Origin of the sequence: Schleiferilactobacillus perolens DSM 12744, from assembly GCF_001435585.1 — a bacterium.
Taxonomy (GTDB): domain Bacteria; phylum Bacillota; class Bacilli; order Lactobacillales; family Lactobacillaceae; genus Schleiferilactobacillus; species Schleiferilactobacillus perolens.
In genome coordinates this window covers 85,569-109,300 of the sequence record NZ_AZEC01000008.1, presented here as the reverse complement: position 1 = coordinate 109,300, position 23,732 = coordinate 85,569, and the positions used below count along the sequence as shown (strand labels likewise).

21 protein-coding genes are annotated in these 23,732 nt (G+C 49.6%); 8 read left to right on the top strand and 13 right to left on the bottom strand.

Annotation, left to right across the window (positions count from 1 at the left end):
* The first annotated feature begins 12 nt into the window (after positions 1-12).
* Positions 13-1,980 carry a heparinase II/III domain-containing protein gene (locus tag FD09_RS09905; RefSeq protein WP_157053760.1) on the top strand — a complete coding sequence of 656 codons (1,968 nt, stop codon included), beginning with the start codon at positions 13-15 and terminating at the stop codon, positions 1,978-1,980.
* A 330-nt stretch (positions 1,981-2,310) separates the two neighbouring features.
* On the opposite strand, the gene FD09_RS09900 is transcribed toward FD09_RS09905, so the two are convergent.
* The 3 genes from FD09_RS09900 to FD09_RS09890 all read right to left on the bottom strand — a co-directional run bounded on the left by FD09_RS09900 (position 2,311) and on the right by FD09_RS09890 (position 5,560).
* A complete protein-coding gene (locus tag FD09_RS09900; RefSeq protein WP_057820901.1) occupies positions 2,311-2,490 on the bottom strand; it encodes a hypothetical protein in 180 nt (59 codons plus the stop codon).
* A gap of 220 nt (positions 2,491-2,710) precedes the next feature.
* Positions 2,711-3,712, bottom strand: a complete 1,002-nt coding sequence (locus tag FD09_RS09895; RefSeq protein WP_057820899.1) for a serine hydrolase domain-containing protein — start codon at positions 3,710-3,712, stop codon at positions 2,711-2,713.
* 12 nt (positions 3,713-3,724) lie between these two features.
* The gene (locus tag FD09_RS09890; protein WP_057820898.1) at positions 3,725-5,560 is read right to left on the bottom strand and encodes a hypothetical protein; all 1,836 of its coding nucleotides are present in this window, start codon (positions 5,558-5,560) and stop codon (positions 3,725-3,727) included.
* Positions 5,561-5,916: 356 nt separating this feature from the next.
* Between FD09_RS09890 and FD09_RS09885 the strand changes: the two genes are divergently transcribed.
* The 3 genes from FD09_RS09885 to FD09_RS09875 all read left to right on the top strand — a co-directional run bounded on the left by FD09_RS09885 (position 5,917) and on the right by FD09_RS09875 (position 10,018).
* A complete protein-coding gene (locus FD09_RS09885) occupies positions 5,917-6,669 on the top strand; it encodes a gamma-glutamyl-gamma-aminobutyrate hydrolase family protein (RefSeq protein ID WP_057820896.1) in 753 nt (250 codons plus the stop codon).
* The gene (locus tag FD09_RS09880; protein ID WP_057820893.1) at positions 6,662-7,975 is read left to right on the top strand and encodes an APC family permease; all 1,314 of its coding nucleotides are present in this window, start codon (positions 6,662-6,664) and stop codon (positions 7,973-7,975) included. Before FD09_RS09885 ends, FD09_RS09880 begins: the two co-directional genes overlap by 8 nt.
* Positions 7,976-8,344: 369 nt before the next feature.
* Entirely contained in the window at positions 8,345-10,018 is a 1,674-nt protein-coding gene (locus tag FD09_RS09875; protein ID WP_057820892.1) for an ABC transporter ATP-binding protein, read from the top strand.
* A 157-nt stretch (positions 10,019-10,175) separates the two neighbouring features.
* Here the strand turns inward: FD09_RS09875 and FD09_RS17100 are convergent, their stop codons facing one another.
* From FD09_RS17100 to FD09_RS09845, 7 genes are all read right to left on the bottom strand, one after another.
* On the bottom strand, positions 10,176-10,256 hold the full coding sequence (locus FD09_RS17100) for a putative holin-like toxin (RefSeq protein WP_420806854.1): 81 nt from the start codon (positions 10,254-10,256) through the stop codon (positions 10,176-10,178).
* Between the two features lie 208 nt (positions 10,257-10,464).
* Positions 10,465-11,748, bottom strand: coding sequence for an RNA-guided endonuclease InsQ/TnpB family protein (locus tag FD09_RS09870; RefSeq protein WP_057820889.1), 1,284 nt, complete (start codon positions 11,746-11,748; stop codon positions 10,465-10,467).
* A 454-nt stretch (positions 11,749-12,202) separates the two neighbouring features.
* The gene (locus tag FD09_RS09865; protein WP_057820887.1) at positions 12,203-13,837 is read right to left on the bottom strand and encodes an ABC-F family ATP-binding cassette domain-containing protein; all 1,635 of its coding nucleotides are present in this window, start codon (positions 13,835-13,837) and stop codon (positions 12,203-12,205) included.
* 152 nt (positions 13,838-13,989) lie between these two features.
* Positions 13,990-15,630: an ATP-binding cassette domain-containing protein gene (locus tag FD09_RS09860; RefSeq protein WP_057820885.1), complete on the bottom strand. Its 1,641-nt coding sequence runs from the start codon at positions 15,628-15,630 to the stop codon at positions 13,990-13,992.
* A 380-nt stretch (positions 15,631-16,010) separates the two neighbouring features.
* Positions 16,011-16,193: a hypothetical protein gene (locus FD09_RS09855; RefSeq protein ID WP_057820883.1), complete on the bottom strand. Its 183-nt coding sequence runs from the start codon at positions 16,191-16,193 to the stop codon at positions 16,011-16,013.
* Positions 16,194-16,232: 39 nt separating this feature from the next.
* Positions 16,233-16,796: an LOG family protein gene (locus FD09_RS09850; protein ID WP_057820881.1), complete on the bottom strand. Its 564-nt coding sequence runs from the start codon at positions 16,794-16,796 to the stop codon at positions 16,233-16,235.
* 110 nt (positions 16,797-16,906) lie between these two features.
* Entirely contained in the window at positions 16,907-17,830 is a 924-nt protein-coding gene (locus FD09_RS09845) for a helix-turn-helix domain-containing protein (protein WP_057820879.1), read from the bottom strand.
* Between the two features lie 243 nt (positions 17,831-18,073).
* On the opposite strand from FD09_RS09845, the gene FD09_RS09840 reads away from it, so the two are divergent.
* The 3 genes from FD09_RS09840 to FD09_RS09830 all read left to right on the top strand — a co-directional run bounded on the left by FD09_RS09840 (position 18,074) and on the right by FD09_RS09830 (position 20,593).
* Positions 18,074-18,766 carry a hypothetical protein gene (locus tag FD09_RS09840; protein WP_057820877.1) on the top strand — a complete coding sequence of 231 codons (693 nt, stop codon included), beginning with the start codon at positions 18,074-18,076 and terminating at the stop codon, positions 18,764-18,766.
* Positions 18,767-18,849: 83 nt separating this feature from the next.
* Positions 18,850-19,095: a hypothetical protein gene (locus FD09_RS09835; RefSeq protein WP_157053759.1), complete on the top strand. Its 246-nt coding sequence runs from the start codon at positions 18,850-18,852 to the stop codon at positions 19,093-19,095.
* Positions 19,096-19,351: 256 nt separating this feature from the next.
* On the top strand, positions 19,352-20,593 hold the full coding sequence (locus FD09_RS09830) for a S41 family peptidase (RefSeq protein ID WP_057820873.1): 1,242 nt from the start codon (positions 19,352-19,354) through the stop codon (positions 20,591-20,593).
* 24 nt (positions 20,594-20,617) lie between these two features.
* On the opposite strand, the gene FD09_RS09825 is transcribed toward FD09_RS09830, so the two are convergent.
* Both FD09_RS09825 and FD09_RS16310 read right to left on the bottom strand, forming a co-directional pair.
* On the bottom strand, positions 20,618-20,956 hold the full coding sequence (locus tag FD09_RS09825; RefSeq protein ID WP_057820871.1) for a hypothetical protein: 339 nt from the start codon (positions 20,954-20,956) through the stop codon (positions 20,618-20,620).
* Between the two features lie 33 nt (positions 20,957-20,989).
* Positions 20,990-21,151, bottom strand: coding sequence for a hypothetical protein (locus FD09_RS16310; RefSeq protein ID WP_157053758.1), 162 nt, complete (start codon positions 21,149-21,151; stop codon positions 20,990-20,992).
* A gap of 249 nt (positions 21,152-21,400) precedes the next feature.
* On the opposite strand from FD09_RS16310, the gene FD09_RS16925 reads away from it, so the two are divergent.
* On the top strand, positions 21,401-21,526 hold the full coding sequence (locus FD09_RS16925) for a hypothetical protein (protein ID WP_268873287.1): 126 nt from the start codon (positions 21,401-21,403) through the stop codon (positions 21,524-21,526).
* 276 nt (positions 21,527-21,802) lie between these two features.
* Here the strand turns inward: FD09_RS16925 and abc-f are convergent, their stop codons facing one another.
* Positions 21,803-23,386 carry a ribosomal protection-like ABC-F family protein gene (gene abc-f / locus FD09_RS09820; RefSeq protein ID WP_057820869.1) on the bottom strand — a complete coding sequence of 528 codons (1,584 nt, stop codon included), beginning with the start codon at positions 23,384-23,386 and terminating at the stop codon, positions 21,803-21,805.
* Positions 23,387-23,732 lie beyond the last annotated feature (346 nt).

Genomic DNA, 23,732 nt, shown 5'->3' with positions numbered 1-23,732 from the left:
GGGAGTTTGAAAGTGGCAGAAAAAACGACCAACGGCGATAAAATGCGGTTTTTAATTCAGGAAGGATTACTTGATCCCACCGAAGCAATTGTCCGGGCCAACCGGATATTGCAGCGGGATTTCTTATTTGACGATCCCTACAATATGGAACCGACCCATGAGTCTTACCACATGGATCCCATTACCTGGCAGCATTCGCCCAATGGTGATCCGGAGTGGCTGTATGTGTTGAAACGGCAAGGATACCTCATGGATTTGATGTTTGCCGCCCAGGCGCAAAAGGACCCGCGCTATCTGACGGATGCCCGGACTTTAATTTTTGACTGGATTGATCAAAACTTGGCTCACCCAGAGACATGGCGGACGATTGATACCGGCATTCGATTAATGAATTGGGCGCCGGTGGTGCAGGTATTGCGCAAACAGGATTTTTTGAATGCGACGGACGAAGCCAAAATTCGAGACGCAGTGCAGGCACAGATGGCCTATTTACGAACGCATTTTATCGACCGCTACTTATTATCCAATTGGGGCGTCCTGATCGTCACAGGGCCGCTGGTTTACGGCACGCTTCAGCAAAAAACGATTGCGGAAGTGGACATGACATGGTGCTTGCAGCAGTTGGAGACGATGTGCGCGTTACAGATCGCTGATGATGGCAGTCATTGGGAACAATCGCCATTGTACTTTATCGAAGTCTGGCGGGACCTTTTGGCCGTGCAATACGCATTTGGCCGGTATCGGCGGGAGTTACCGCTGCTCATTGCGCAAAAGATTGCGGCCATGCGGCGAATGGCGCCGTATTACCTGACGCCAGCGGGGACCTTGTTGCAGCTAGGGGATACCGATGCTGTCCGCATTGATGAACTAATCCAGACGGCCAATATGATGGTTGGTCAAATTACTTCGGTCACAGAAAAGCTACCATTGCATGTGGATTATCAGTTGGTTGCCATTGCCAATCAGCGGTTGTCCTTTAATCGCTATGCCGGGTATAGTGGCGGCGTTGAGTTACCATTGACGTTAGATAGTCCGGTCAGCGGCAACTACTTTGGCCGTTCCACGTGGAACAAGAATGCCGATTATTGGCACGTCATTAACGGCAATATTGGCAGTGGTCATGGTCATGTGAATCTGGGCCATTTCGACTTGATTATTAAAGGCCAGCCCGTATTGATTGATCCCGGCCGGTATACCTATGTGGACGGGGAAGAGCGGCACGCCATTAAAGCGGCGGCGGCCCACAATACGGTGATGATTGATGGTCAGGATTATGATGTCCCCATTGCCAGTTGGGAATATCAAACCCTGGGGACACCACTGGCCAACATGGCCTGGCACGGAGACGGCGCGGATGCCATTACCAGCATTTATCAAGTGGCCCCGGAAAAGGGCACTAAGGCGACAATTACCCGCCAATTTGTGTGGTTGGCGACCAGTCACACCTGGATCGCATTGGATCACGGGCAAGCGCATGGGCAGCATCAGTTGACGATTCCGTTGAATTTTGCCCCTCGGTTTCACGTGAAACAGGCCGGCGATCGCTGGCAAGCTCAGTTACGGACCGGTCGGCCAGTGGTGGATGTCTTTGTGGGTGAGGCCAACGGGACTGTGACCACCGGCCCTTATTCGGCTCGGTATAATCAGATGAGCACGCTGCAACGGCTAACGCTGACCCAGGATTTTAAAGATGAAGCGTTCCACGGACTAGTCGTTGCGCCCACCGATACCTGGCACAGTGTCAGTGTGGTACCGGCCCGGCAGGCGGAGAATCCTAAGGGTGTGGTGGCGCCGCAATTCTGTTACGCCTTGCGCCTGGCCGACAGCCAAGGCAATCGGACTTATGTGGTGTGGCAAAAGCAGAACACGGCCAAGGGCTATCAACTGTACTTCGTGGATGATGTTCCGGTATTTGGGAACCTGACGATTATCCAGGTCAGTGCGGCAGGGGACATTACACGGCAGTTGGTACGGTGGTGAGTTCTTAAAATACCGACATATAAAAAGGCCTGATCAATACAAGGGACTGGGACAAAAACCTCCCCGATGAGCCGTGCCAAAGCTCCGCAATCTGCGGTGACAGGTGGCTGCGAAGCGCAGCAAGTGCGTAGCCGCAGGCGTAGCAAGCTGTGACGGCGGTTTGAGCCCGCAAAGTGCGCGGTCTCAAACACGCCTAACCACATCCGCGCGCAAAAACCGCGCGCGGTGTGGTTTCCACAGCTGAGCCACCTGTCACCTCCGATTGCTCCGCATTGGCACTACACCCATCAGGACTCGGATTTCTGTCCCGGTCCCTTTGCCTGTGTGCAACTACTGTTTTCTGGTCATCTTGATAACGAAGCTGATTGCAATTAGAGCTATCCCGATGCCAGCGATGTAAGCAATGATGGGGAAGCGCATAACAATGGCCGCAAAAGCGATGGCGCCTAAAAAGGATGCCAGGGACGCTAACGGTTTCGTTTTAATTTGGTGCCACTTAGTTTGCCGCATGGGTTGATCGCCTCAAATCGTTTTTCTGATTCTTTGTAGACTATTTTTTCACTTTTTTTAATTTTAACAACCATGTATCGCCTGACTTACAATAATGTAAGGTAATGGGACCCGGAAATAAAAACACGACACTCCGAAAAAATCGAATGTCGTTTTTTTTAGTCATCTGCGCCATTTTTGGCAGTTTGGCGTAGAAAGAACCGGCGGTGGCGTTGGAAATCTACAACTGCTCGTGCCACGCATCCCGTTGCGGATACCATGCTGCCAAGCGCGCGTCATTCACCGGCGTGACGTTATATAACCACGTGGTGGCCAAGCCGCGTTCCGGCGATACATAAATGTCTGCCTGATAGCCTAACACCCGGCCGCCGTGCCAGTACCAGCTGCCCTTTTTCAACCAGGCAAAGCCATAGAAACCCTTGTACAAAGTCATGGCCGCCTGCCACGTGGTCGGCCGCAAGAACCGCTGTTGCAATACCGTCTGGGCCCAGCGGGTGAGGTCGTCAATGGTGGTTACTAACCCGCCATCGCCGGCGATGTGGTGGCCGCGACCCAGTGTGACTAACTGGCCATCAATCTTCAGGTAGCTGTCGGCCTGGGCAAATTGGGTTCCCAGCTTAGTGCGGGTCATACCCAGAACAGAGAAAATGCGTTGTTGGAAAATCTGCGCCAACCCTTGGCCGGTGACACGTTCCACCACTGTGCCCAGCAGCAGATAGTTTGAGTTGGAATACTGGCTCTTAGTCCCTGGCGTGTATGTCAGGGGTAAGGGATTGATCGACGCCAAGGCATGGACCAGAGAGATGTTTCCCCCCACCGCGCGATTGATCTGGGGATCATCATCTGGATCGGTCGATAACACTCGGCCAGCGAGGGTTTGCTTAACGACTGCGTCCACATAATCTGGGACACCAGCGGCCATATTAAGCAGTTGACGTAAGGTGATTTGATCAGCAAACCGATACTCCGGCAGATACTGGGAAAGCTTGTCGGACAAGGTTACTTTTCCTTCTTCCGCCAGCATCAAGACTACCGTCGCGAGAAACTGCTTGGTGACCGAGCCAATGCCGCTGGTGGTGGAAAATGTGAAGGGCATGCCAGTGGCATAATCCGCGATTCCTTGAGTATGGCGAAAAAGCACTTGGTCCGGTGCGGTCACGGCTAGCGCGCCGTTGTAATTTGCATCATCATTGATTTTTGTAATTTTTGACCAGCGGTTCATCTAATTGCCTCCTTATTTTGGCAACCGATCGTCTTGAATGGCCCCGGTGGCCACGCCGCTTGTACCGCTGACTTGGGCTTGGAAGCTCACTGTATCGCCGGGCTGAATGAAGCGAGCGAAGGGATCGCTCTTGATGTTGACCACATAGACGACCTTCTTTTCATTCAACAGAAGATAGAGGGTATCACCGTTGATGCTGGTGCGAAAGACCGTACCCTTGACCGCTTCTTTCTTACCGTTACTGGCATTGGCCGTGATGTTGCCGCTGAATAACGCCCGATATTTAGTCAGGGCTGTATCGGCGTCGTCCCCAGTGGCCACCGTGCTTTGGGTGCCATTGCCGGAAGCCAGCATGTACACATAACTGCGGAAAGCGTTGCTAGAATCCAGCATCGATACGACCCAAGTGGGCTTGCCGTCGATCCGGTAGAGCATGGGCATCTTCGGCTTCCAACCGGTTTGCTTCATCATATCTTTTGCCAGTTTCTGCGCGCGGTCCGGGGTCATGGCATCGGCACTTTCCTTATAGTAATAACTTTGGCCGCTGGCCGCATCTGTGAAGGCATAACCCATCACGGATGTCTGTGCGGACTTGGCGCTGGTCAGGGATTGCTGATAGTAGATTTGGCCCTTGTACAGCACCGGAGTGGCGTCTTCGTCGTTGCCTTCCGTGCCGCTGCCAGTGACGGCGACCATCACGCCTTGGCGGGCACCGCCAAAGCCGTTGGCGTTCCACCAGCCGTTGCGTTCTCGCCCCCAAGCGCCAATCTGACCGCTGGCCGTGGTGGGATCAACGGCGACATCCAGCCACTTCGGCTTTTTCTTCAGATCCTTGTAAAAGTTCAGCTCACCAGTCACGGCATTCAAAGTCACGACTGCTTTGTGGCGAAAATCCTGACGGTTGGTGACGCCGTAGCATTTCACGAGCGTGCTCACGTAGTAAGGATCGCCATTGTCGTCAATTTCCAGTTGGGGCGCATTGGCCATCAATACGTAGCCGGAATTGGCGGTTTTGGCGTACATTAACCGGCGGGCATCGCGGCTAAGATAGGCCTCCGGGGTGTAGCGCATGCTGCGTTTCACGAATCGGGGATCGGCGGTCTTGCTGGTGGCGTCGGTGACGAAATAGCCATCGACTTGTTGATAACGGAGATAGCGCCAGAAACTACCGTCAAAATCCAATGGAGCGACGTAAACAAGTTTATTCTTATATACCTGGGCCCGGACATGATCCACGGAATAGACGTTGGCATTGGGAATATTACTCAGGGAGTTATTGACCTGGGTCAGCACTGTGGCGGGGGCGTTGACCACCGGCATTTGCTGCTTGGAATTAGTCGCTGCCGGCATCGGCGCCTTGTTAGTGGAAGCATACGTTTTCACCGGAGCGTTAAGGGCTACCCGCTTGGCGTCAACGACATTCATGATACCGAAAATGAGAAAGGCTAATACTGCCAGGGCAATGCCCCAGCCAGCACCCTTCGCAAAAAGTCGGGCCGGGTGACCCTGATTAAGCGTGCGGCGGGTGGTGGCGTCTTTTTTCTTCTTATCTTGAAAGAGGCTGCTGACTTCTTTCATAGTCATGCTGCCGAGGAAAGCGGCTTGAATCAAACAGGTAATCACGAAGCTGCCTAGATTGGCGGTGATCACTGTAGCCAGGCTGGGTTCGGGCAGACCGAAATAGAGTACGCCGTAAGCGACGATGAAAAGAATAATGCTGACCACTGCGTCAGCGCCTGCCCTGCGAGTACGTTTTTCGCGGAGCAGCCAGACTGCGCCGATGATGGCGGCGATGATGCCGAGTGCGGTGAAGCGGAAGGTGATTAATAGAAAGTTCAACCACATCATGATGATTCCTCCAGAGGGGCGGGGACAAAGTTTGTTCCGGTGGCGGCCGTACCAATGCTCCGCATTGGCACTTTATCCATCGAGGTTCAAAATTTTGTCTTCGCCCGGATTATAGTGCCATAACTAACGATTATTATATCTGCTTTGACTTTACCGGAACGGGTGCGGCATGGCAAATTCGTTTTCAATAATATAGTAAAAGGTGAAAATGATGTTGACGAAAGTTGAACTTCGCCTTAGAATGAGACTATTTCTAATTCATATAGTCAGTCCGTTGGTGGGAAATTAACGACGTCGTCGAGGCCCCCCAACTCTGATTACGATCACTACTTAGAGTCATATTGGAGGAATTATACATGAAACCGATTATTGCCCTTACCGCAGATGCTTTGGTTAAACCATCACCGGTTATTAATGAGAACGAAGCGCCATTCACCCCGCGCGGATTAGTGGAGGGAATCCTGGCTGCTGGTGGGATTCCGATCGTGCTGCCTTTTCCGCAGAAAGTCAGTGAAGCTGAGGAGGCCGCTCAGGCGGCGTTGAAAACATTTGACGGGTTGGTCATTCCAGGTGGACCGGATATTGATCCGACTCTGTTTGGAGAAGAACCCATCCCCCAAATCGGCCGCACCAACTATCAACGGGATGCGTACGAGATTGCGCTGATTAAGGCGGCGGCTTTGCAGCACAAGGCAATCTTGGGGATCTGTCGCGGTATTCAGATCATTAATGTGGCTTTTGGCGGTACACTGTACCAAGATCTGGGTACCCAAGATCCGCAATGTGCCATTCAGCATAGTCAAAAGGCACCGGGTCAATTCCCGACCCACCACGTGACGACTACCCCAGGTTCTCAGATCAATCAAATCGTGGGTGCCAAGACCTTCGTCAATTCCCGGCACCATCAGGCTGTTCGGACAGTCGCCCCGGCGTTTAAAGCCACTGCGAAGGCGCCGGATGGCGTGATTGAAGCGATTGAGCTGCAACAGGGCGACGACATTTTGGCCGTGCAATGGCATCCGGAGAACATGTGGCAAGAAGATGCGGGTTCACTGGCGCTTTTCCAAGATTTAGTAACCCGTGCGGGAAAGCGTGAAGACAATGAATGATTCAATGGAAAAGAAAAATGAATTGGGCTTCTGGAGTATCATTTTATTAGGTATTAACGGTATTATCGGCTCTGGCATTTTCCTTCTGCCTAATGTTGCCGCCAAGATGGTGGGAACTGCCAGTATCTTTGTCCTGATTTTCGATGCTTTGTTGGTCTTCGCCATTGCCCTGTGTTTTGCTAAGTCGGCGACTTATTTTGACACCAATGGTGGCCCTTATCTATATGCTAAGGATGCCTTTGGCGGATTCATTGGCTTTGAAGTCGGCTTTGTCACTTGGGCGATTCGCATCATCGCGGAGGCGACGATGGCCGTGGCTTTCACCACTGCACTGGGTTCGATTTTCCCCTATGCGGCCACGACGATTGGCAAGGACGTGATCGCCGCCACGATGATTATCCTGCTGGCCATCATGAATATCGCCGGCGTCCGGGTATCGAAGGTGGTGAACAACATTATCACGGTATCAAAACTGATCCCGCTGATTCTGTTCATTGCTGTCGGCATCTGGTTCATCAAGGGCGGCAATTTCACCCCCTTATTCCCTGGCGGCCATTACACCAGCGGTAGTTTTGGTCCCGCCGCAGTGACCATGTTCTATGCGTTCACCGGTTTTGAAGGCGTCGTGGTGGCTGCTGGCGACATGCGCGATCCCGAACATAATTTGCCCCGTGCCCTGGTGATTGTCATGCTCATTGTTTTGGCTTTTTATTTATTGATTCAGGTTGTCTGTATCGGTATTTTAGGCGGCAATTTGGCCACTTCAGCTACCCCGATTCAGGCGGCATTTGGCCGAGTGGCCGGCAGTTTCGGCAGTGCCTTAGTTGAAGCCGGCACCTTGCTGTCCACTGGTGGTCTGCTTGTGGCATCCAGCTACATCACGCCTCGGTCTGGTGTCGCATTAGCTGAAAACGGCATGATGCCGCCAGCTCTGGCTAAGGTGAATAAAAAGGATGGCCCGTGGGTAGCGATTATTGTATCGTCCACATTGGGTTTGATCGTGGCGTTATCCGGTACCTTCAATTATCTAGCCCAAATCAGTGCAATCTCTCGCTTTGCCCAATACATTCCCACTTGTTTAGCGGTGTTGGTCTTCATGAAGACCAAGAAAAATGTCCCGTCAAACTTCCACTTGCCATTGGGTCCAGTGATTCCGGTACTGGCGATCGTCGTCAGCGGCTGGCTGTTGACCCAAGTCACGTTAATCCAGTTTGCCTGGGGCTTTGGTGCTCTGGCCGTGGCGATTCCGTTCTACTTCTTGATGGTTTACAACAAGAAGCGGCGTGAGCGTCAGGAAGCGGAGTAGAACGATGTTGTACACGCCAGTCGGACTATTTTGCAGTTGTTTCTTTTGCCTCCGATTTGCGGTGATTTGCGGTAAAAAAAGTTCTTGATATAATAAAAACAGAAAAGCCGGTGCGCAAACACCGAACCATGCGAACCGTTTTAAGAGCGGCAACTAAGTTCAGACATCTAATTGCGAGCCTGCCCTAGCTGGTCCAAGCTAAGGGGCGGGTTTTTTTATTTGTCGGGCATGTTGATTTTGATCATCCCGAATAACATACTTGGGATGGGAAACAATTGACAAACACAATAACGTACCTCAGAATGTTCTCAACAGGTGAATGGAATCACAATAAACACTCATTTATCATTTTGAGAGAAGGTTATCCGCGTGGTGAAAAAAAGTGTCAGTAATGTCAGTATTTTCAATCGCATTCCGCACTTTTCAGTTTATATTGGCCTCTCATTTATCCTCGCGTTAGCTGTTCAACTCATCAGTTTAGTCCCACCGCTAATCATGCAGCGTATCATTGACCAGATCATTCCGGCGGGTAATTTACGCGACGTGACAATTTCGGTGCTCTTTTTCATCGCGATTCCCATTTTGATGACGGCGGCGAACACTTTCTACAAATATATACTGGCGGTGGTCGTGCGCCGTTCAGGCCGGGCGTTGACGCTGGCTGCTTTTGCCAACGTGCTGCAGCAGCGAATGCCTTACTTCGATCGCACGAATAGCAGTGAACTGGCAACCTTTATTCGTCAGGAAACGATGAAATACGTGATGTTCTGGCTGGCAGATCTGCCTCAACTGGCGGCGAATGTGGTCGTTTGCCTCGTGATCGTGGGCTATGTGTTTCACATCCATTGGCTGTTGGCCCTATTGTTGTGCCTATATTTCCCGATTGCTTTCTTTCCGAGCAATTTTTTTGGCCGGGTGGTGAATGGCCTCACTGGACGGATTATTCAAGCCAACGGCAAGATGGCCCAGACAATCACCGACAGTGTCCGTTCGATTCGGCTGGTTAAGGCTTTTCAACTGGAAAAGAAGCAGACGAACACACTGAAAAAGGCGTTAACCGATGCCGTGAGCGTTTGGAGCAAAGTGGCTTTCTTTGATAACCTGACTGCACTGTGGATCACCAATTTTGTCAATCAGCTCATCATTGGCGTTATCTTCGTGGTGGCTGCTGGGTTAGTGATTCAAGGGCAAATGACGGTGGGCGGAATTGTGATTGTACTGAGCTATCTGGCGGTGTTTTATGCCAATGCGGCGACGATTCTCAATACGAATTATGAGTTCAAAAAGCAGCTGGCCGAATTCGCGCCCCTGGCGGATTTGCTGCAACTGAGCGATGGTGAAACTTCTGGTGCTTTGCCGCTCACGGACTTTCAACGCATTGCATTTGACCATGTGACTTTCCACTACACCGAGGAACGGGGAGATATTTTGCGGGATCTCTCGCTGGCCATCAAGCGGGGGACCTGGGTCGGCTTGGTGGGCGAAAGCGGTGCGGGCAAGACCACAATCTTTGACTTGCTTCTGCGATTCTATCAACCGCAAAAGGGTGTGATTGAGATTGACCAGACGCCTATTGCGGATTATTTGCTCAGTGCGTTGCGGCAGCAAATCACCTTGGTGTCGCAAAGTGTTTCCATTTTTCCGGGCACGATTCGAGAGAACTTATTGTTAGCCAAGGCCGATGCGACAGATGCCGAGCTGGAAGAAGTGCTCAACGAAGTGGCTTTAACGGAATTTGTCCAGTCCCTGCCAGAAGGTCTGGATACGCCCGTTGGCGAAGCAGGAAGTTTACTGAGTGGCGGGCAACAACAGCGATTGAGTCTCGCACAGGGATTATTGCGGCACAGTCCGATTCTGTTACTGGACGAAATCAGCTCTGCGTTGGATAGTGACACGGCGGAAGCCATTAAGGAAATGGTCTACCGGTTGAAAGAGCAAAATCAGCTTACAATATTGTCGATCAGTCACGATCGCCAGTTTTTGACTCGGTGTGATGCCATTTATCGGATTCAGGGTGGGCAGGCCATCGAAGAAGTGAGCTGAGTTGGTTGCTCAGCGAAGTTTGTGTTGATATAGTGTAGATAGAAAAAGGCCGGTGCGCTAACACCGACCGATGCAAACCGCTTTAAGAGCGGCGCCAGTATTGAACAGTGATGCAAGTCTGCCCTCAACCGGTCAAAGCATTGGGCGGGCTTTTTTATTACTTGTTCTCAGCCTTGATAATCGCGACGACCAGAAGGCTGAACGTGAAGATCAGCATAAGAACTTGGTACGTACTCACACTACGCGAAACCTTTCGTCAGATTCTCCCATGTCCGTTCCTTTTTTCGGTACCAAATGATACTAAATAAGAAAATTGCCGGTTCCTCCAGACGATGGTCTGTCTGGGATGCTCTCAACCAACTAGGATAGCCTGGTAGTCGAGTCTGACACGATTCCCGGCCTTAGAGTCCCCGTGAACGTCGGGTAGCCAAGCAATTGCTTGAATCTTATTCTGTTGCCGTAAGTACCATATAGTCTGTGGCTTGTTGCAAGTTGATCGCAGCGTTAACGTCGCGATCAATGGATAATCCGCAGTGCGGACAATTAAATTGACGGACGGCCAGATCCGCCATTGTGCCGTGGAATTGTACTCGATTGTAAGTGCCGCATTTGTGGCATATCTTTGTGCTGGGATACCAGGTGCCGACTTCACGCAACTCAATGCCGTGCTTTTGACACTGCCACGTGAGCCAGGTCTTGAAGTAAGAAAGTCCCAGCTTTTGCAGACTGGGCGCCATCTTGGGGTTGGCCTTCATCCCCTTGATGTTGAGCTTTTCCACGGTGATGTGCGGCGGTTTGAGTTTAACAATGCGCGCAATCGCCTGGCGGACCGTTTCTTTGTTTATTTTTGCCAGTTTAGCCGACCAGCGCGCCAGATAGTAGCGTGCTTCTTCGATTCCACGACTGGTTAGATGACCAGCCTTTTGATGCGGATGATTTTTGGCAAAACTTTCCTCGGCTGCGATTTTACGATGAGCCAAGCGGGCCTGCCAACGTTTCTTCATCTTTTCTACGTGGTAGTAATAGTGTGTCTTAGAGATGTTGATAAACTTTTCACCGGTATTCAAAACGGCCATGTCCTTGACGCCCAGATCAATACCCAGGCCTAACTTCGTGCCGGTGTGGGAGACTGGCCGAATGGGTGCCGGCTCATCGGTAGTCACTGCCACCCAATAGTCATTCGCCCAGCGGCTGACCCAGCAGCCGGTGATATGATACCCGGTTTTCTGAAGCTGATCATCAATAGGCAGATAACCAAATTCAGAAAGCCGCAGCCAGCCTACGAGTGGCAATCTGATCCGATCGCGCTGAATGCGAATCGAACCGCTGAAGTAGGTTGCTTGGCGGGCATGATAGCCCTTGAAGCGCGGCTCTTTTGCTAAGCCCTTGAAATAGTTCCGAAAAGCTCGTTCAGCATCGCGAAAGGCTTGCTTCCGCGTCTTCTGCGGGGCTTGATCCCACCAGGCCGGATAAGAACCGCTGACCCGAATGACATGGTTGAACACTTTCTCAAACTCTGCCGCAGAGATGTAAAACTGCCTTTGTGTTTCTTTAGGCAGCTCTTTGAAAGCGTCGTAGTCTGGATAAAGCTGTTTGCGTGTCTCCAGCAAGCCGAACTGCACATTGAGATAAAGATTGAACAACTTGCGTTTGACGGCCATGCACAGGATCAAGAAATCATTCTGGGCATCATTGGCTACGTGAAGTTTAGTCTTATAACTGCGGGTCATGGTTCCTGCCCTCCTAATCGGCTGCTCCGTGCCATCATCAACAGTGGGAAACGTATGTTCCTAACGAACCCATTTTATCAAAGGTGTCACCAAGCGACAACGCTTTAGCCATCCGCAGAAACGCAGAGACATCCCTTGCCGGACGAGCACATACAGTTATGGAGTATCAAAAAAGTGCCAAATAACGAAGATTATTGATTGGCCACGACGCTCACAACGATACCGTTAAAGTCGAATGAGCTCGAACAATACCCTATTTGGCAACTATTAATAACCCATGGCATTCACTTCCCTCAGGGGAAAACCGTACCCACCGCCTTAAAACTTCTGCTCAAATAGTATATCATATTCCATTCTGTTAATTAACAAAAATAAGCCATGTCAAAAAGTGGGGAAACCGCTTGGTGACGTGGCTTATTTGTTCGGAATTTTTCAGCAGATTACTGTATACCAATTACTTGCTAGGATAAATCTCCTGCACTTGTTCCTGCGCCACTGGGTGCGCCAAGAAATCATCGTAACTGATATCCGCTCGGTCCACCACACCCAATGGCCCCACTTCAATAATGTGGTTAGCGATGGTTTGAATGAACTGGTGGTCATGGCTGGTGAAAATTACAGCGCCAGTGAAATCGATCAACGCATCGTTCAACGCCGTGATACTTTCCAGATCCAAGTGGTTGGTGGGATCATCTAGCAGCAAGGTGTTGGCTTGGCTGAGCATCAGCTTGGCCAGATAGCTGCGGACCTTTTCACCACCAGAAAGCACGGGCACTGACTTGAGCACTTCATCACCGGAGAAGAGCATCCGGCCTAAGAAGCCGCGCAGGAAGGTGTTGTCGTCTTCTTCCTTGTTCTTCACATATTGCCGCAACCAGGACAAGATATCCAAGGACTCATCGCTGAATTCAGGGTTCAAATCCTTCGGCATGTAAGCGCGGTTGGTCGTCACGCCCCATGTGATCGTCCCGGTATCCGGTTGGTCAACACCCGCCAGAAGTGCCAGTAAGTGGGTTGCGGTGACGTCGCTGCGGCTGATGATGGCAGTCTTTTCACCCGGGCGCAGGGTAAAGCTGACGTTATCCAGTACCTTCACACCGTCGATGGTCTTCGATACATGATCCACCCGCACGAGATCGTTACCCAAGGGCCGTTCTGGTTCGAATTTAATGAACGGGTACTTCCAGCTGCTGGGTTTGATGTCGTCCAGGGTAATTTTATCCAGCTGTTTTTTCCGCGCCGTGGCCTGTTTTGACTTAGAAGCATTGGCGGAGAAGCGAGCGACGAACTCTTGCAGCTGTTTGATTTGTTCCTCTTTTTTTGCATTTTGGTTGGACCGTAACTGTTGGGCCAACTTGCTGGACTCTAACCAGAAATCATAGTTGCCGACAAACATTTCGATCTTGCCAAAGTCAACGTCACACATCATCGTGCAGACTTTGTTCAGGAAATACCGGTCATGGCTGACTACCAGAACGGTTTTGTCGTAATCGGCCAACCAGTTTTCTAACCAGGCGATCGTATCCGGATCTAGTCCGTTGGTCGGTTCGTCCAGTAACAGCACGTCCGGTGAACCGAATAGTGCCTGGGCCAGTAACACCTTAACCTTTTGACCTTCTGGCAGTTCCTTCATCAGCTTCGTGTGATCCGCGTCACCGATTCCCAACGCTTGGAGCAGTTGGGCAGCATCGGATTCTGCGTTCCAGCCGTCCATTTCGGCAAACTCGGCTTCTAAGTTAGCGGCTTTGACGCCGTCTTCCTCGGAGAAATCGGGTTTGGCATACAGGGCATCCTTTTCCTGCATCACTGAATAAAGCCGGTGATATCCTTGGATGACGGTATCCAGGACGGTCTGGTCGTCGAAGGCGAAGTGGTCCTGGCGCAGGCTGCTCATGCGTTCATGGGGATCCATGCTGACGGAACCGGTGGTGGGTGTTAATTCCCCGGAGAGAATCTTTAAAAAGGTGGATTTTCCGGCACCGTTCGCGCCGATAATGCCGTAGCAATTCCCGGGCGTGAACTTCAAATTGACGTCTTCGTAAAGCTTACGGTCGGAAAAAGTCATTGAGACATTCGTTACTGTTAACAAAGCGTACCTCACTTTTCTTGAGTTGTAATACATGGCAATTCTGCTGGCCGCATTTTAGCAGCCGGCGGAATTGCCATGGGAAAAAGAATCCTTCAGATTGTTTTAGCGTATCAGATATTGGGTGAACAAACAATGGGGGTGGAAAACGACGCTTATTGCTTGATTTGCTGGTGAATTTGCTGCTGTGTAATGACCAGCAAATTTGCCCCTTGGGGAATTGTCTCGGTCCGGTGGGTCACAATGAGGACGATCTTGTGGGCTAAGGCCGGTGCAATATTGGTCAGTATTTGGGTCCGGCTTTGTTTATCCAGTGCCGCCGTGGCTTCATCCATGATCACCAATTCAGTGTGGGAAGCGTCAGCTAATAAGCGGGCAAAGGCAATTTTTTGTCGTTGACCACCGGATAGATTCGCACCGAAGTCAGCAATTTCTGTCGCCAAACCTGCGGGCAGGGCAGCCACATCTTCCGCCAGCGCTACCTGTTCCAAGATGGCGGTGATTTGCAAGTCACTGAGACGATGGTTGGGATCGATATTGTCTCGCAGAGTACCGGCAAATACTGGCGCATTTTGAGCCAAGTAACTCGTTTTGGCATATAAATCGCGTAACGAAAAGGTATCGCTGGTTTGATCATTATAGGTAAGCTGGCCTTGAAACTTCTTAATGAAGCCCATTAGGATGTTGATCAAGGTTGATTTTCCGGTGCCGTTTTTTCCGATCAGGTAATAGATCTGACCTTTTTCCAGCTGTACGTTCACCTTGTCAAAAAGCAGCTGCGATCCGTTGGCATAGCGCAGGTTCGTGAACGTGATGGTCGTCAACGGCTTTTTTAAGCGCTGAGTATCCAACATGCCTTGGTCGTCCAGAGATTCAAAAAAAGTGTTCAGTTTCGTGTAGGCAATGTCGTCCAGCTTGGCTTGCACATAGATCACATTAAAGATGGCGATGGGACTATAGATATTGTCGATGTACAGAAGCAACGCCACCAATGCCCCGATGGATAACGAATTGAGATGGTGGGTGATGACCAGCACGATCACCCCGCCTTTGATAGCATTGACTAGCAGGGCAAAAATGGCGAAGAATGATTCGTGAATCAACGCCATTTCCGTTTTGTTGGCGGCGGCATTTTCTGATAACTGATGAAACGCGGCAATTTCGCGGCGATAACGACCAGTCACACGATAGACAATAAACGCCATCACGCTATGGGTCAGGATTTGATTAATCGTCTCCTGATTCTCTAATAGTGTAGTTTTGATCGAATATAGCCATTTCAGCAGCAAGCGGGTCACCGCAAAGACCAATACGTAACCAAACATAATGAACCAAATGAGCTTGGTACTGATGGCACCGATAAAGATCAGACTGAAAAGCAGCGTTGGTGCCAGATCTCTGATGACTTGGAAGGCGAATGCGAACACCACATCGCGCCCCGCACTGGCGCCGTTCTCGATTAATTGCAGCAGCGTACCCAAAGAGCGGTCGGCGACATGTTGGTATTCAATGGTGTCCATTTTTTCTAAAGCGCGTTGTTTGATGCCATAGTAGATTCGCTCAGGCAGCTTGTTTTTGGCGTATTCGTCGAAGTAGCCAATGATGGGAATGAGAATTAAAGTGGCGAGATAAACGAGGAGGGTGGGATCAAAAAGAGTGAGTGTGTGCAGCTGATCTAATACGTTTTGGAAATAGTGAACATTCAGAGTGGTCAAAAAAGCAATCAAAGTGCCCACGGCACAGTAAAGACTGCTGAGGCCTTTGTTTGCCGCGAGGATTTGCCGATATTTTTTCATAGAGTTATCTCCTGTTGATGTGTGCAGATCACCATCATTCAGGCAGGTTGAAAAATCCCAGTCGCACTTGAGAGGTTAGAATGCGGACGCAAAAGTATTTGCGGCCGTTTCGATTAGGGTTCCTCAAATAGGGACACGCGCCAACGCACTGTGCCCGTGCTGAATGATCATGATCATGGGACGGATGGAATTGTTGAGCCAGGACGTAGTAGAAATTCTACGCACTGGCCAAGTTACATCGCACATTCAACATTGAGAAGAAACTCCTAACTCCTTGATTTACCAACGTATTGCGTTGGTTGAAAACGCTTGTGATTTGATCGTATCACGCCAGCATTGCGTATACAAGGCGGCGATAAAGGAGAAACTGCGGTGGCCCACTATTGGCGGCGTTCGTGCATGTCAGTGTAGTGAATCACTGCCAGAATGGCAATCGTGGATACAGCAACACCCAAAGCCGATAAGTCAGTTGAATAGATTCGGGACAACGCGATCGTCGTCCCGCCAATGATCAACACCAGGGCAAAGCGAATTCGGTGTAAAAACTGCCATAGTTTACGCATTGTGACAAAACCTCCACTTCAGAGTACTTAGTGCCAAGGTTAATGATACTGACGAACACCTAATGGCCGATAATGGGCGATAAAATCATCAATGGCCGCGTAATCCGCAGAGAACAAAAGGTGGTCGAATGCGTCTTGGTCGAAAAAGCCCTGGCCGACTGCAGTTTGATACATGGCCCGTAACGGTTGGTAGTAACCATTCAAATCAAACAATACAGTGGGACTGCTATTCAGACCGATCCGCGCAAACGAGATGGCCTCAGTGATCTCTTCCAGAGTACCTGGCCCACCAGGCAGTGCAATGTTCACTTCTGCTAAGTCCAACATCCGGGCCTTGCGGGTGCCCATGTCAGCGACCACCTCCAATTTGGTGAGGCCGGTCATGGCTAAGCCGCGCGCTGCCAAGATCTGGGGAATGACGCCAATCACTTGCCCGCCATGGGCCAAGACACTCTTGGCCACGATCCCCATTAGTCCCATTTGACCACCGCCGTAAACCAAGGTATCCCCGCGTTGACCAACCCAAGCACCAAGCTGTTGCGCCGCTCGGGCAAAAGAAGCATCGCGGCCAGAATTGGCACCGCAAAAGACTGCAATTTTCACTGATATTCACTCCTATTATCCTGTATCCTGTCACGATGGTATTTATATTACGGTGAAACGTAACAAGCCACAAGTGGAGAGGGAGAACGATCCGGAATTATAAAATAGATTCAATTTGGAGACTGGGGATCATCGTTGTTTTTGGCCTGGAAATATCCCCGCCGCAGGTAATGGTTGCGCCCGCGATCCCAATGCACTTCAGTAATCAAGTGATAGTCGCGGGAAAAGGGCAGATTTAATTTATCGATCCAGGAAAGGAGATCAGGCAGCTGCTTTTCGACAACGGGGAAATCTGTATACAAACCGACCAAATAACGACAAAAAGTGAGTACAAATTGGATATCGATGGCTTGGGAATCGGCACTGATGGTTTGCAATTCTGTCACCAACCGAGCCGCAGTGTCCAAATGACCGGCCAGCAATTGCGGTTGAATTTCGTTCAGGTAGGCATCGGCCAAGTCATTGTCGATCTCATCCGAAAAAGAACGATAGGCCAGCAGCGTTTGGATGATTTGGCGAAAGAAACGGTGGTGCAGCGGATCGGTCAATGGGAGCAGAAAATTAGTTTCTGCGCTCAGCCGGGCTTGTTCCAGCGTCCAGTCCGGCGTATTTTGCAATACCGCTTGAAATTCGACGATGGGGGCATTCGACATGTGCAGGGAATTATGACCAGTGATATACACCAGCGCATAGGCGGTTACGGCTAGCGCCCGCATTTCTGGCAATGCATGGTAGCGGTTCGTGGCATAAAAAGCACGCAGGGCCTTAAAGTTACCCTGTTGATAATTATCGCGAATTTGCCGTCTGAGTTTTTCAGTCACAGAGGGTTCCATCCCACGATGCTGATAAAGAAATTCGGTTACACCAATATTCAGGCGCTGCAACAGGGCAAACAGCTTATCGGCACTGATATTTGTCTCGCCTTTTTCAAACTTGGCGTAAAACGAGCGGGAAACGATGCCCGTATAAACAGCCTTTTGCGGTAAATGTTGATTCGTGCGTAACCGCCGAATTGTTGGGCCATAAGTGATCATCATGTCACCTCCAAAGATTGTCTACTATATGAGACATATTGTGGATCACCGGTCTGGCGTCGTCAAGTATGAAGGCTAATAAGGTATGATAAAAGACCACCCTACCATTATGTTCGTACTTTATTCACACAATATCCAATTTTCCGTCAACAATTATTCTAATTATGATCGAATAATTCCTTCACGATAGAACTTGCTTGAGGGAAAGCTATGAAAGGTTGACTAATCTAGGAGGAACTTGTTATGAAAAGTATTAAAGTCTCTGGCTTAGTTGGTTTGACCGTTCTAGCATTAGCAACAGCAACACCGATTTCAGTGGCTGCAGCGGATAATCAAGCTGTACCGATTAATGTCGGAACAGCCTCGAATTCACAAGATCAAGGGTCGGATTTTGTGGATGCAATTGATCAATATGTGCATGTGATTAATAATCAATTTGTATTGGATGTTCCAACTAATTCAGGAATTCCAGAAAATCGAATTACCGATACACGTGAGATCCTCAGCAGAGAGAACGATACTATTCGAAAGCTGAATTTGACAATTGATCCAACTACGAAATCAATTCAGCAACCAGGGATCGAAGCGCCAAGCAATTCTGGGTTTAATGCACCATCAATTCAATGGTATGGAGTACGTTACTCGTTTACAAGTAATGCACAGGTTGCTTCATTTCATGCGACGACAAATCGGATCCGCAGTGAAACCACCGGTGCTGCTGCTTTTATTGGACTTATGTCAGTTCCTGCATATGCAGTCACTCCTATAGGCGGTACAGTGGTCACTTTTATTGCTGGGCAACTTGGAGCGTTTAGACAACTCGTAGGAGATGCTGGGGATGGAATAGCTTCATTCAATGAGTCGCACACTCATGATTACATTCACTTGGAACTCCATTTGTGGAGTAAGTATTACGTGCCGGGGGTTGGCGCATAGTGATTGATCAGTGAGGTGAAAAAATGCCATTTTTTCAGACGGTATTTAAGTTATTACTATTCGCTCTCTTACTTCTTTTTTCGATGCATATTGAAAAAGAATGGAGAAGAAACAAGCGCTTGCCAATGACACCGCCCAGAAACATCAAGGAGCTTCGTGATGATATTACCTTCTGTCTTGCTTTAGGGGGCTGGTTGATCATTTCTCGGATTGACTTTGCTAACCCCACCGAATCTCACCAAGTGTTTTCGAATATGATTATCGCAGTCATCATTGTGACGGTTATTATCGTTAAATGGTGGAATTTCAAAAAACGCGCCAACCAATGATTTAACTACCAATAAACGGTGGTAATCCCGGATTTCGTAATTAGGGTTGCCACCGTTTTTCCGGTTTAAAAACAGTTTAAATTCGGCGTTAACGTTATTCGTAAATTGCTCACGAAGGCTACAGTGACAGTCATTGAGCAAACATCATCAGTTATCATTACACCTAAAAAGCGTCTACTATATGAGACGTATTGTGAGTCAGTGGCCCGATATCGTCAAGTATGCTTGTCCCAGATAGACGAAAGGACTGAAGTACATGGATTACGTGACGATGTTTCAAGAAATTCAAGCGGTAATGCGCAAGGACTATGCAGGTGCCCAAGATAAGCAGGATTGGCCCATTCAGCACCCCGACCTGGCGACATTAACGCAGGTGCCAGATGATCACGCCTTTCTCCATTTGATCCAGCAATATTTGGGGCAGTATCGGGATGACCATGTCTTTTTCTTCAATGATCAAATTCCGTACCAAAAAGTTAGCTTTTCTGTCCGTCGTTATCAAGATATCCTTTATGTGACGGCAGTTAACCAAGAATCACGATTGAAACTGGGAACAGCAATCACTGCGATTGACGGCTTAACCATTCCAGCAGTGGTGAAAGCCCATCGATTGGAATTAGACCCCATACCGGAAAGGCAATTGTTTGGCGGCATTTTGCAGGCTGCCCAAACAGTCACGCTGAATGATGGCAAGATATTGTCGTTGCGGCATTTTTCCGTCCAATCAGATCCGGGTGTTTTCACTTACCGTCAGTTACAGAGTGACATGGGCTATGTGAAGATGACTAATTTTGCGGACTACACTGCAATTCAGCAGTTTTATCAGCAGTATTGGCCGCAAATTACGGCATTACCCAAGCTGGTGATTGATGTGCGGGTGAACAACGGCGGCGACGATGACAATTTTCGTCCATTGTTAAATGCCATGTACGTGGGCACCGTGGATAAGTCAAAAAGTGAACCGGATACCAATATGCAGGTGAACGCCACCCCGCGCAATTACCGTAATTGGCAATCACAGTTCACGCCATTACTGCCCAAGATGGATGACAGCGGCCGTCAAATGGTGACCCGCATCACAGCGTTTCTTAAAGCCCACCAAGCAGATGGTCTAATTAGTTTTGATGTTCCTGGCGGCGAGGAAACGACTGAAAAAATTCATGGGACAGACTTGCCGAAACGGATCGTTGTATTAAGTGATCGTTATTGCGGCAGTTCAGGCGACTCTTTTGTCCTGGCTGCCAAGAAGTCACCGAAAACGACAGTGATTGGCCGGGCAACTTACGGTGTATGGGATTATGCGAATGTGGTAACCCAGGATCTGGGCCATTTCCATCTTGCTTATCCGATTACCCGAGCGGATTGGATCGACCGCGGTGCGGGGATTGATGGTGTGGGCGTGCAGCCGGATATTCATTTACCTTGGACGCCCGAAATGATCACGGAAGATCAGGATCTGGCGTATGCGGAGCACTTTTTGAACAAGTCGGCGCTGTAACTGATCTGGAAATTACGGATGGTGTTAATTGATGTAATCCAGATGTGCTTTCAAATTAGTGACCACTGCCTGGGCCATGGTGGCCGGATCAACAACGCGGTTGGCACTCATGTTGTAGAGCAGAATATCCCACATACCGCCAATCATCATCAAATCAATGATCGTTTCATTCTTGGTGCCGGTATGCCAAGGCAAATCTTGGTGGGGGAGCATGACCAGCATTTTTTGCCGCTGAGTATCCCGAACAACGCTCAATAGTCCATTCTTTTGCAGTAAACGCAACGGTGTATACTGTTTTTGCCAAAACGCAAAGAAAACGGTGAACAGCTGCAAATACAGTCCGAGTAAAAAGATGTACGGCACACACATTAGGCCATCTAAGACATCAAAATGCCATCATCGAGTGCCAAACGATTGGATGCCCATCGAAAGTGGCAAGAGAAGAGTGGTACTGGCAATGATTTGTGGTACGGTGGCGGCTGGTAATATGGACAAAACCAAGACATCGGTGATTACGATGAGAGCAACCCGCCAGCTCTTTGCAATTGGCGTTTTCATTTAGTAATCACCTTGCGCTCGCGATTCAAAACCACGTGGGGTCACTTCTTTCTTTTCACAAAAACGTAAATAGTTAGCATTTCCGGTAAATAGTTAGCATTTCCGATAGAAAGCAATACCACCCATGAGCAACCCATAATTTAAATATATTGGTCCACAAAAAATTGTCAAGTGATGTTCTTCACCAGTTTGCCTAGCTTGGTTCTTGATGTAATTACACTTATAATTACATCAAAAGGGGGCGTTCTTATGACTGTTAAGACGAGACTTTTTGAGCAAAAACCGGATTATGATATACGAGCGGCAATGGAAGCTGATCGAATTAACGATAATGGTACACCGGTGGGTCGTGAGGACGTTTGGCATGATGATTAATAATATGCCAAGTCAAGGGGATCTGATTTGGGTTAATAGTGAGCCTCGTGCGATCCATGGATATGGCGGTCATGATCCAGAAGCAGAAAACACATTTCGACCAATGCTAGTAATGAGTGATGCTGCGTTATGGCGAGAATGCTTAGGTTCGTGTATCGGCAAAAAAGCAGGAGCACCAAGGTGAAAAACGCCCTGGTGTTCCTGCTTTTTATAGTTCGTGTGGCTATATTTTTTGAATGTACCCAAAAGTTTAGGAAATTTAAAATGAGTCGTTCGCTAGTCTGCCATATCCAACATCCGCTGCACGATTCGCTCCTCCGCAATATGCAGTTCCTGATCGCACAACTTACGCAGTAAATACCGGTCATGGGAAACAATCAACAATGTTCCGGCATATTCCTGCAACAGACTTTCGATTTCCTCTCGGGCTGAAATATCCAAGTGGTTGGTCGGTTCGTCTAGGATCAATAGATTGATCTTCTTTTGGAAAAGCTGCAGTAAGGTCAGCCGAATCCGTTCACCGCCAGAGAGATCCTGCAACCGGCGGGCAGCATCGTCGGCGAAGAAGCCGAACCGGGCCATGGCCTGGCGGGCAGCCTGCTCGTTGGGCATGAATGTTTGCACATACGCCAGTAAGCGCTCCTGGGGGCGGTCAAACTGGGGATTTTGAGGCAGATAGCCGGGTTGTAAACTCGCTCCCAACGTGACAGTGCCGCTGGTGGGGGTTAATTGACCCAAAATGAGTTTGACCAGGGTGCTCTTACCCGTTCCATTGGCACCAGTCACAGCGACGCGATCCCCGCGATGGATTTGGAAGTCGGCGTGTTGGAACAAAGTACGCGGACCAAATGATTCGCCCAGATCACGGGCAGTGATGACATCGTTCCCCGAGCGACCAGCAGTACGCACATTTTGCAGGCGGTGTTTAGGCGGCTGGGGTACTTGAATGACTTGGATTTTGGCCAGTCGTTTCTCCAGTTCCTTAGCCTTCCTGAAGAACTTCTCGTTTTGACTTTCATTGGCCCATTGGCGATACTGGCGAATTTGCAGCTGCAGTTTACGAATGGCCTTGGCTTGCAGGTCGTGATCCTTTTGTATGCTGGCCAGCCGCTCGGCTTTGAGCTTAATATAGCGGGAGTAATTACCAGGATAGGTGACTAATTCACCATCTTCGATTTCCCACGTTTGGGTGGTGACACGGTCAAGGAACATGCGATCATGGGAAATCACCAAATAACCGGTCTTACCCTTTAACAAAAACTGTTCCAACCACTCAATGCCAGTGGTATCCAAATGGTTAGTGGGTTCGTCTAATAAGAAAAAGTCGGCATCGGATAACAGCAGTTGGGCCAGGGCGACTCGCATTCGTTCGCCGCCGGATAACTGGTTCACCGGCGTATCGCGGTAAGCCCAAATAGCCAGTCCCTTCATGACCGTGTTGATCCGGTCCGCAAAGGCATAACCGCCCTGATCTTCGAAGTCCTGCTGGAGATTGGCGTAGCGGGCCAGCACTTTGTCCAGGTCAGCATCGGGTTGGCTCATCTGGTTTTCGCAGTAGCGCAGGGCGTCTTGAAGCTTGGTCAAAGCCGGTTGGCTGGCGCCCAAAAACGCGGTCACTGTCGCCGGAGTATCAATGAGCTGCTGGTTTAAGTGGGCGATAGTGGCGTCTTTTGCCCGGCTTACCACCCCGTCACTGGGCGTGTCGCTGCCTAGCAGGATGTCCATGAGGGTGGACTTACCGGTGCCGTTCGCACCGACCAGAGCGACCCGGTCACCGGCAGCGAGTTGCAGCGAAATATCGACAAAGAGCGGTTCGTGATCAAATTGTTTGGTGATTTTACTAGCTTGAATGAATAACATATTTTTTCTCCTTAAAGTTGCCGGAGAACGCAAAAGGCCATGGCGAGTATTCACCATGGCCCCGTTAATGGATTGGCGTCTCGGCGGTCACTGGTGGCGTTTCATTTGACTGTTTTTGGACAGACTGGTCCCGTTAACAGGCAAAGTGAAACCAACAGATTGACGAAAAGAAACGCCAAAGCGCACAAAATCTATTTCAAAAATGTGATTCTTTCCGTAACCGCACATGATGCCGCACCTTCTTTCGTAATTTATTAAGTATAGGATACAAGAAACACGCAGGAATAACAACTACCTGGGCGCGCCGCTCACCCGTCGTAAACGGGCTCCGCGGACCAGAAGCTAG

Coding starts and splice junctions, on each gene's coding strand:
- FD09_RS09900 (WP_057820901.1), bottom strand. CDS start 2,490: ATGCGGCAAACTAAGTGGCACCAAATTAAAACGAAACCGTTAGCGTCC.
- FD09_RS09895 (WP_057820899.1), bottom strand. CDS start 3,712: ATGAACCGCTGGTCAAAAATTACAAAAATCAATGATGATGCAAATTAC.
- FD09_RS09890 (WP_057820898.1), bottom strand. CDS start 5,560: ATGATGTGGTTGAACTTTCTATTAATCACCTTCCGCTTCACCGCACTC.
- FD09_RS09885 (WP_057820896.1), top strand. CDS start 5,917: ATGAAACCGATTATTGCCCTTACCGCAGATGCTTTGGTTAAACCATCA.
- FD09_RS09880 (WP_057820893.1), top strand. CDS start 6,662: ATGAATGATTCAATGGAAAAGAAAAATGAATTGGGCTTCTGGAGTATC.
- FD09_RS09870 (WP_057820889.1), bottom strand. CDS start 11,748: ATGACCCGCAGTTATAAGACTAAACTTCACGTAGCCAATGATGCCCAG.
- FD09_RS09860 (WP_057820885.1), bottom strand. CDS start 15,630: ATGAAAAAATATCGGCAAATCCTCGCGGCAAACAAAGGCCTCAGCAGT.
- FD09_RS09855 (WP_057820883.1), bottom strand. CDS start 16,193: ATGCGTAAACTATGGCAGTTTTTACACCGAATTCGCTTTGCCCTGGTG.
- FD09_RS09845 (WP_057820879.1), bottom strand. CDS start 17,830: ATGATCACTTATGGCCCAACAATTCGGCGGTTACGCACGAATCAACAT.
- FD09_RS09840 (WP_057820877.1), top strand. CDS start 18,074: ATGAAAAGTATTAAAGTCTCTGGCTTAGTTGGTTTGACCGTTCTAGCA.
- FD09_RS09835 (WP_157053759.1), top strand. CDS start 18,850: ATGCATATTGAAAAAGAATGGAGAAGAAACAAGCGCTTGCCAATGACA.
- FD09_RS09830 (WP_057820873.1), top strand. CDS start 19,352: ATGGATTACGTGACGATGTTTCAAGAAATTCAAGCGGTAATGCGCAAG.
- FD09_RS16310 (WP_157053758.1), bottom strand. CDS start 21,151: ATGAAAACGCCAATTGCAAAGAGCTGGCGGGTTGCTCTCATCGTAATC.
- FD09_RS16925 (WP_268873287.1), top strand. CDS start 21,401: ATGACTGTTAAGACGAGACTTTTTGAGCAAAAACCGGATTATGATATA.
- abc-f (WP_057820869.1), bottom strand. CDS start 23,386: ATGTTATTCATTCAAGCTAGTAAAATCACCAAACAATTTGATCACGAA.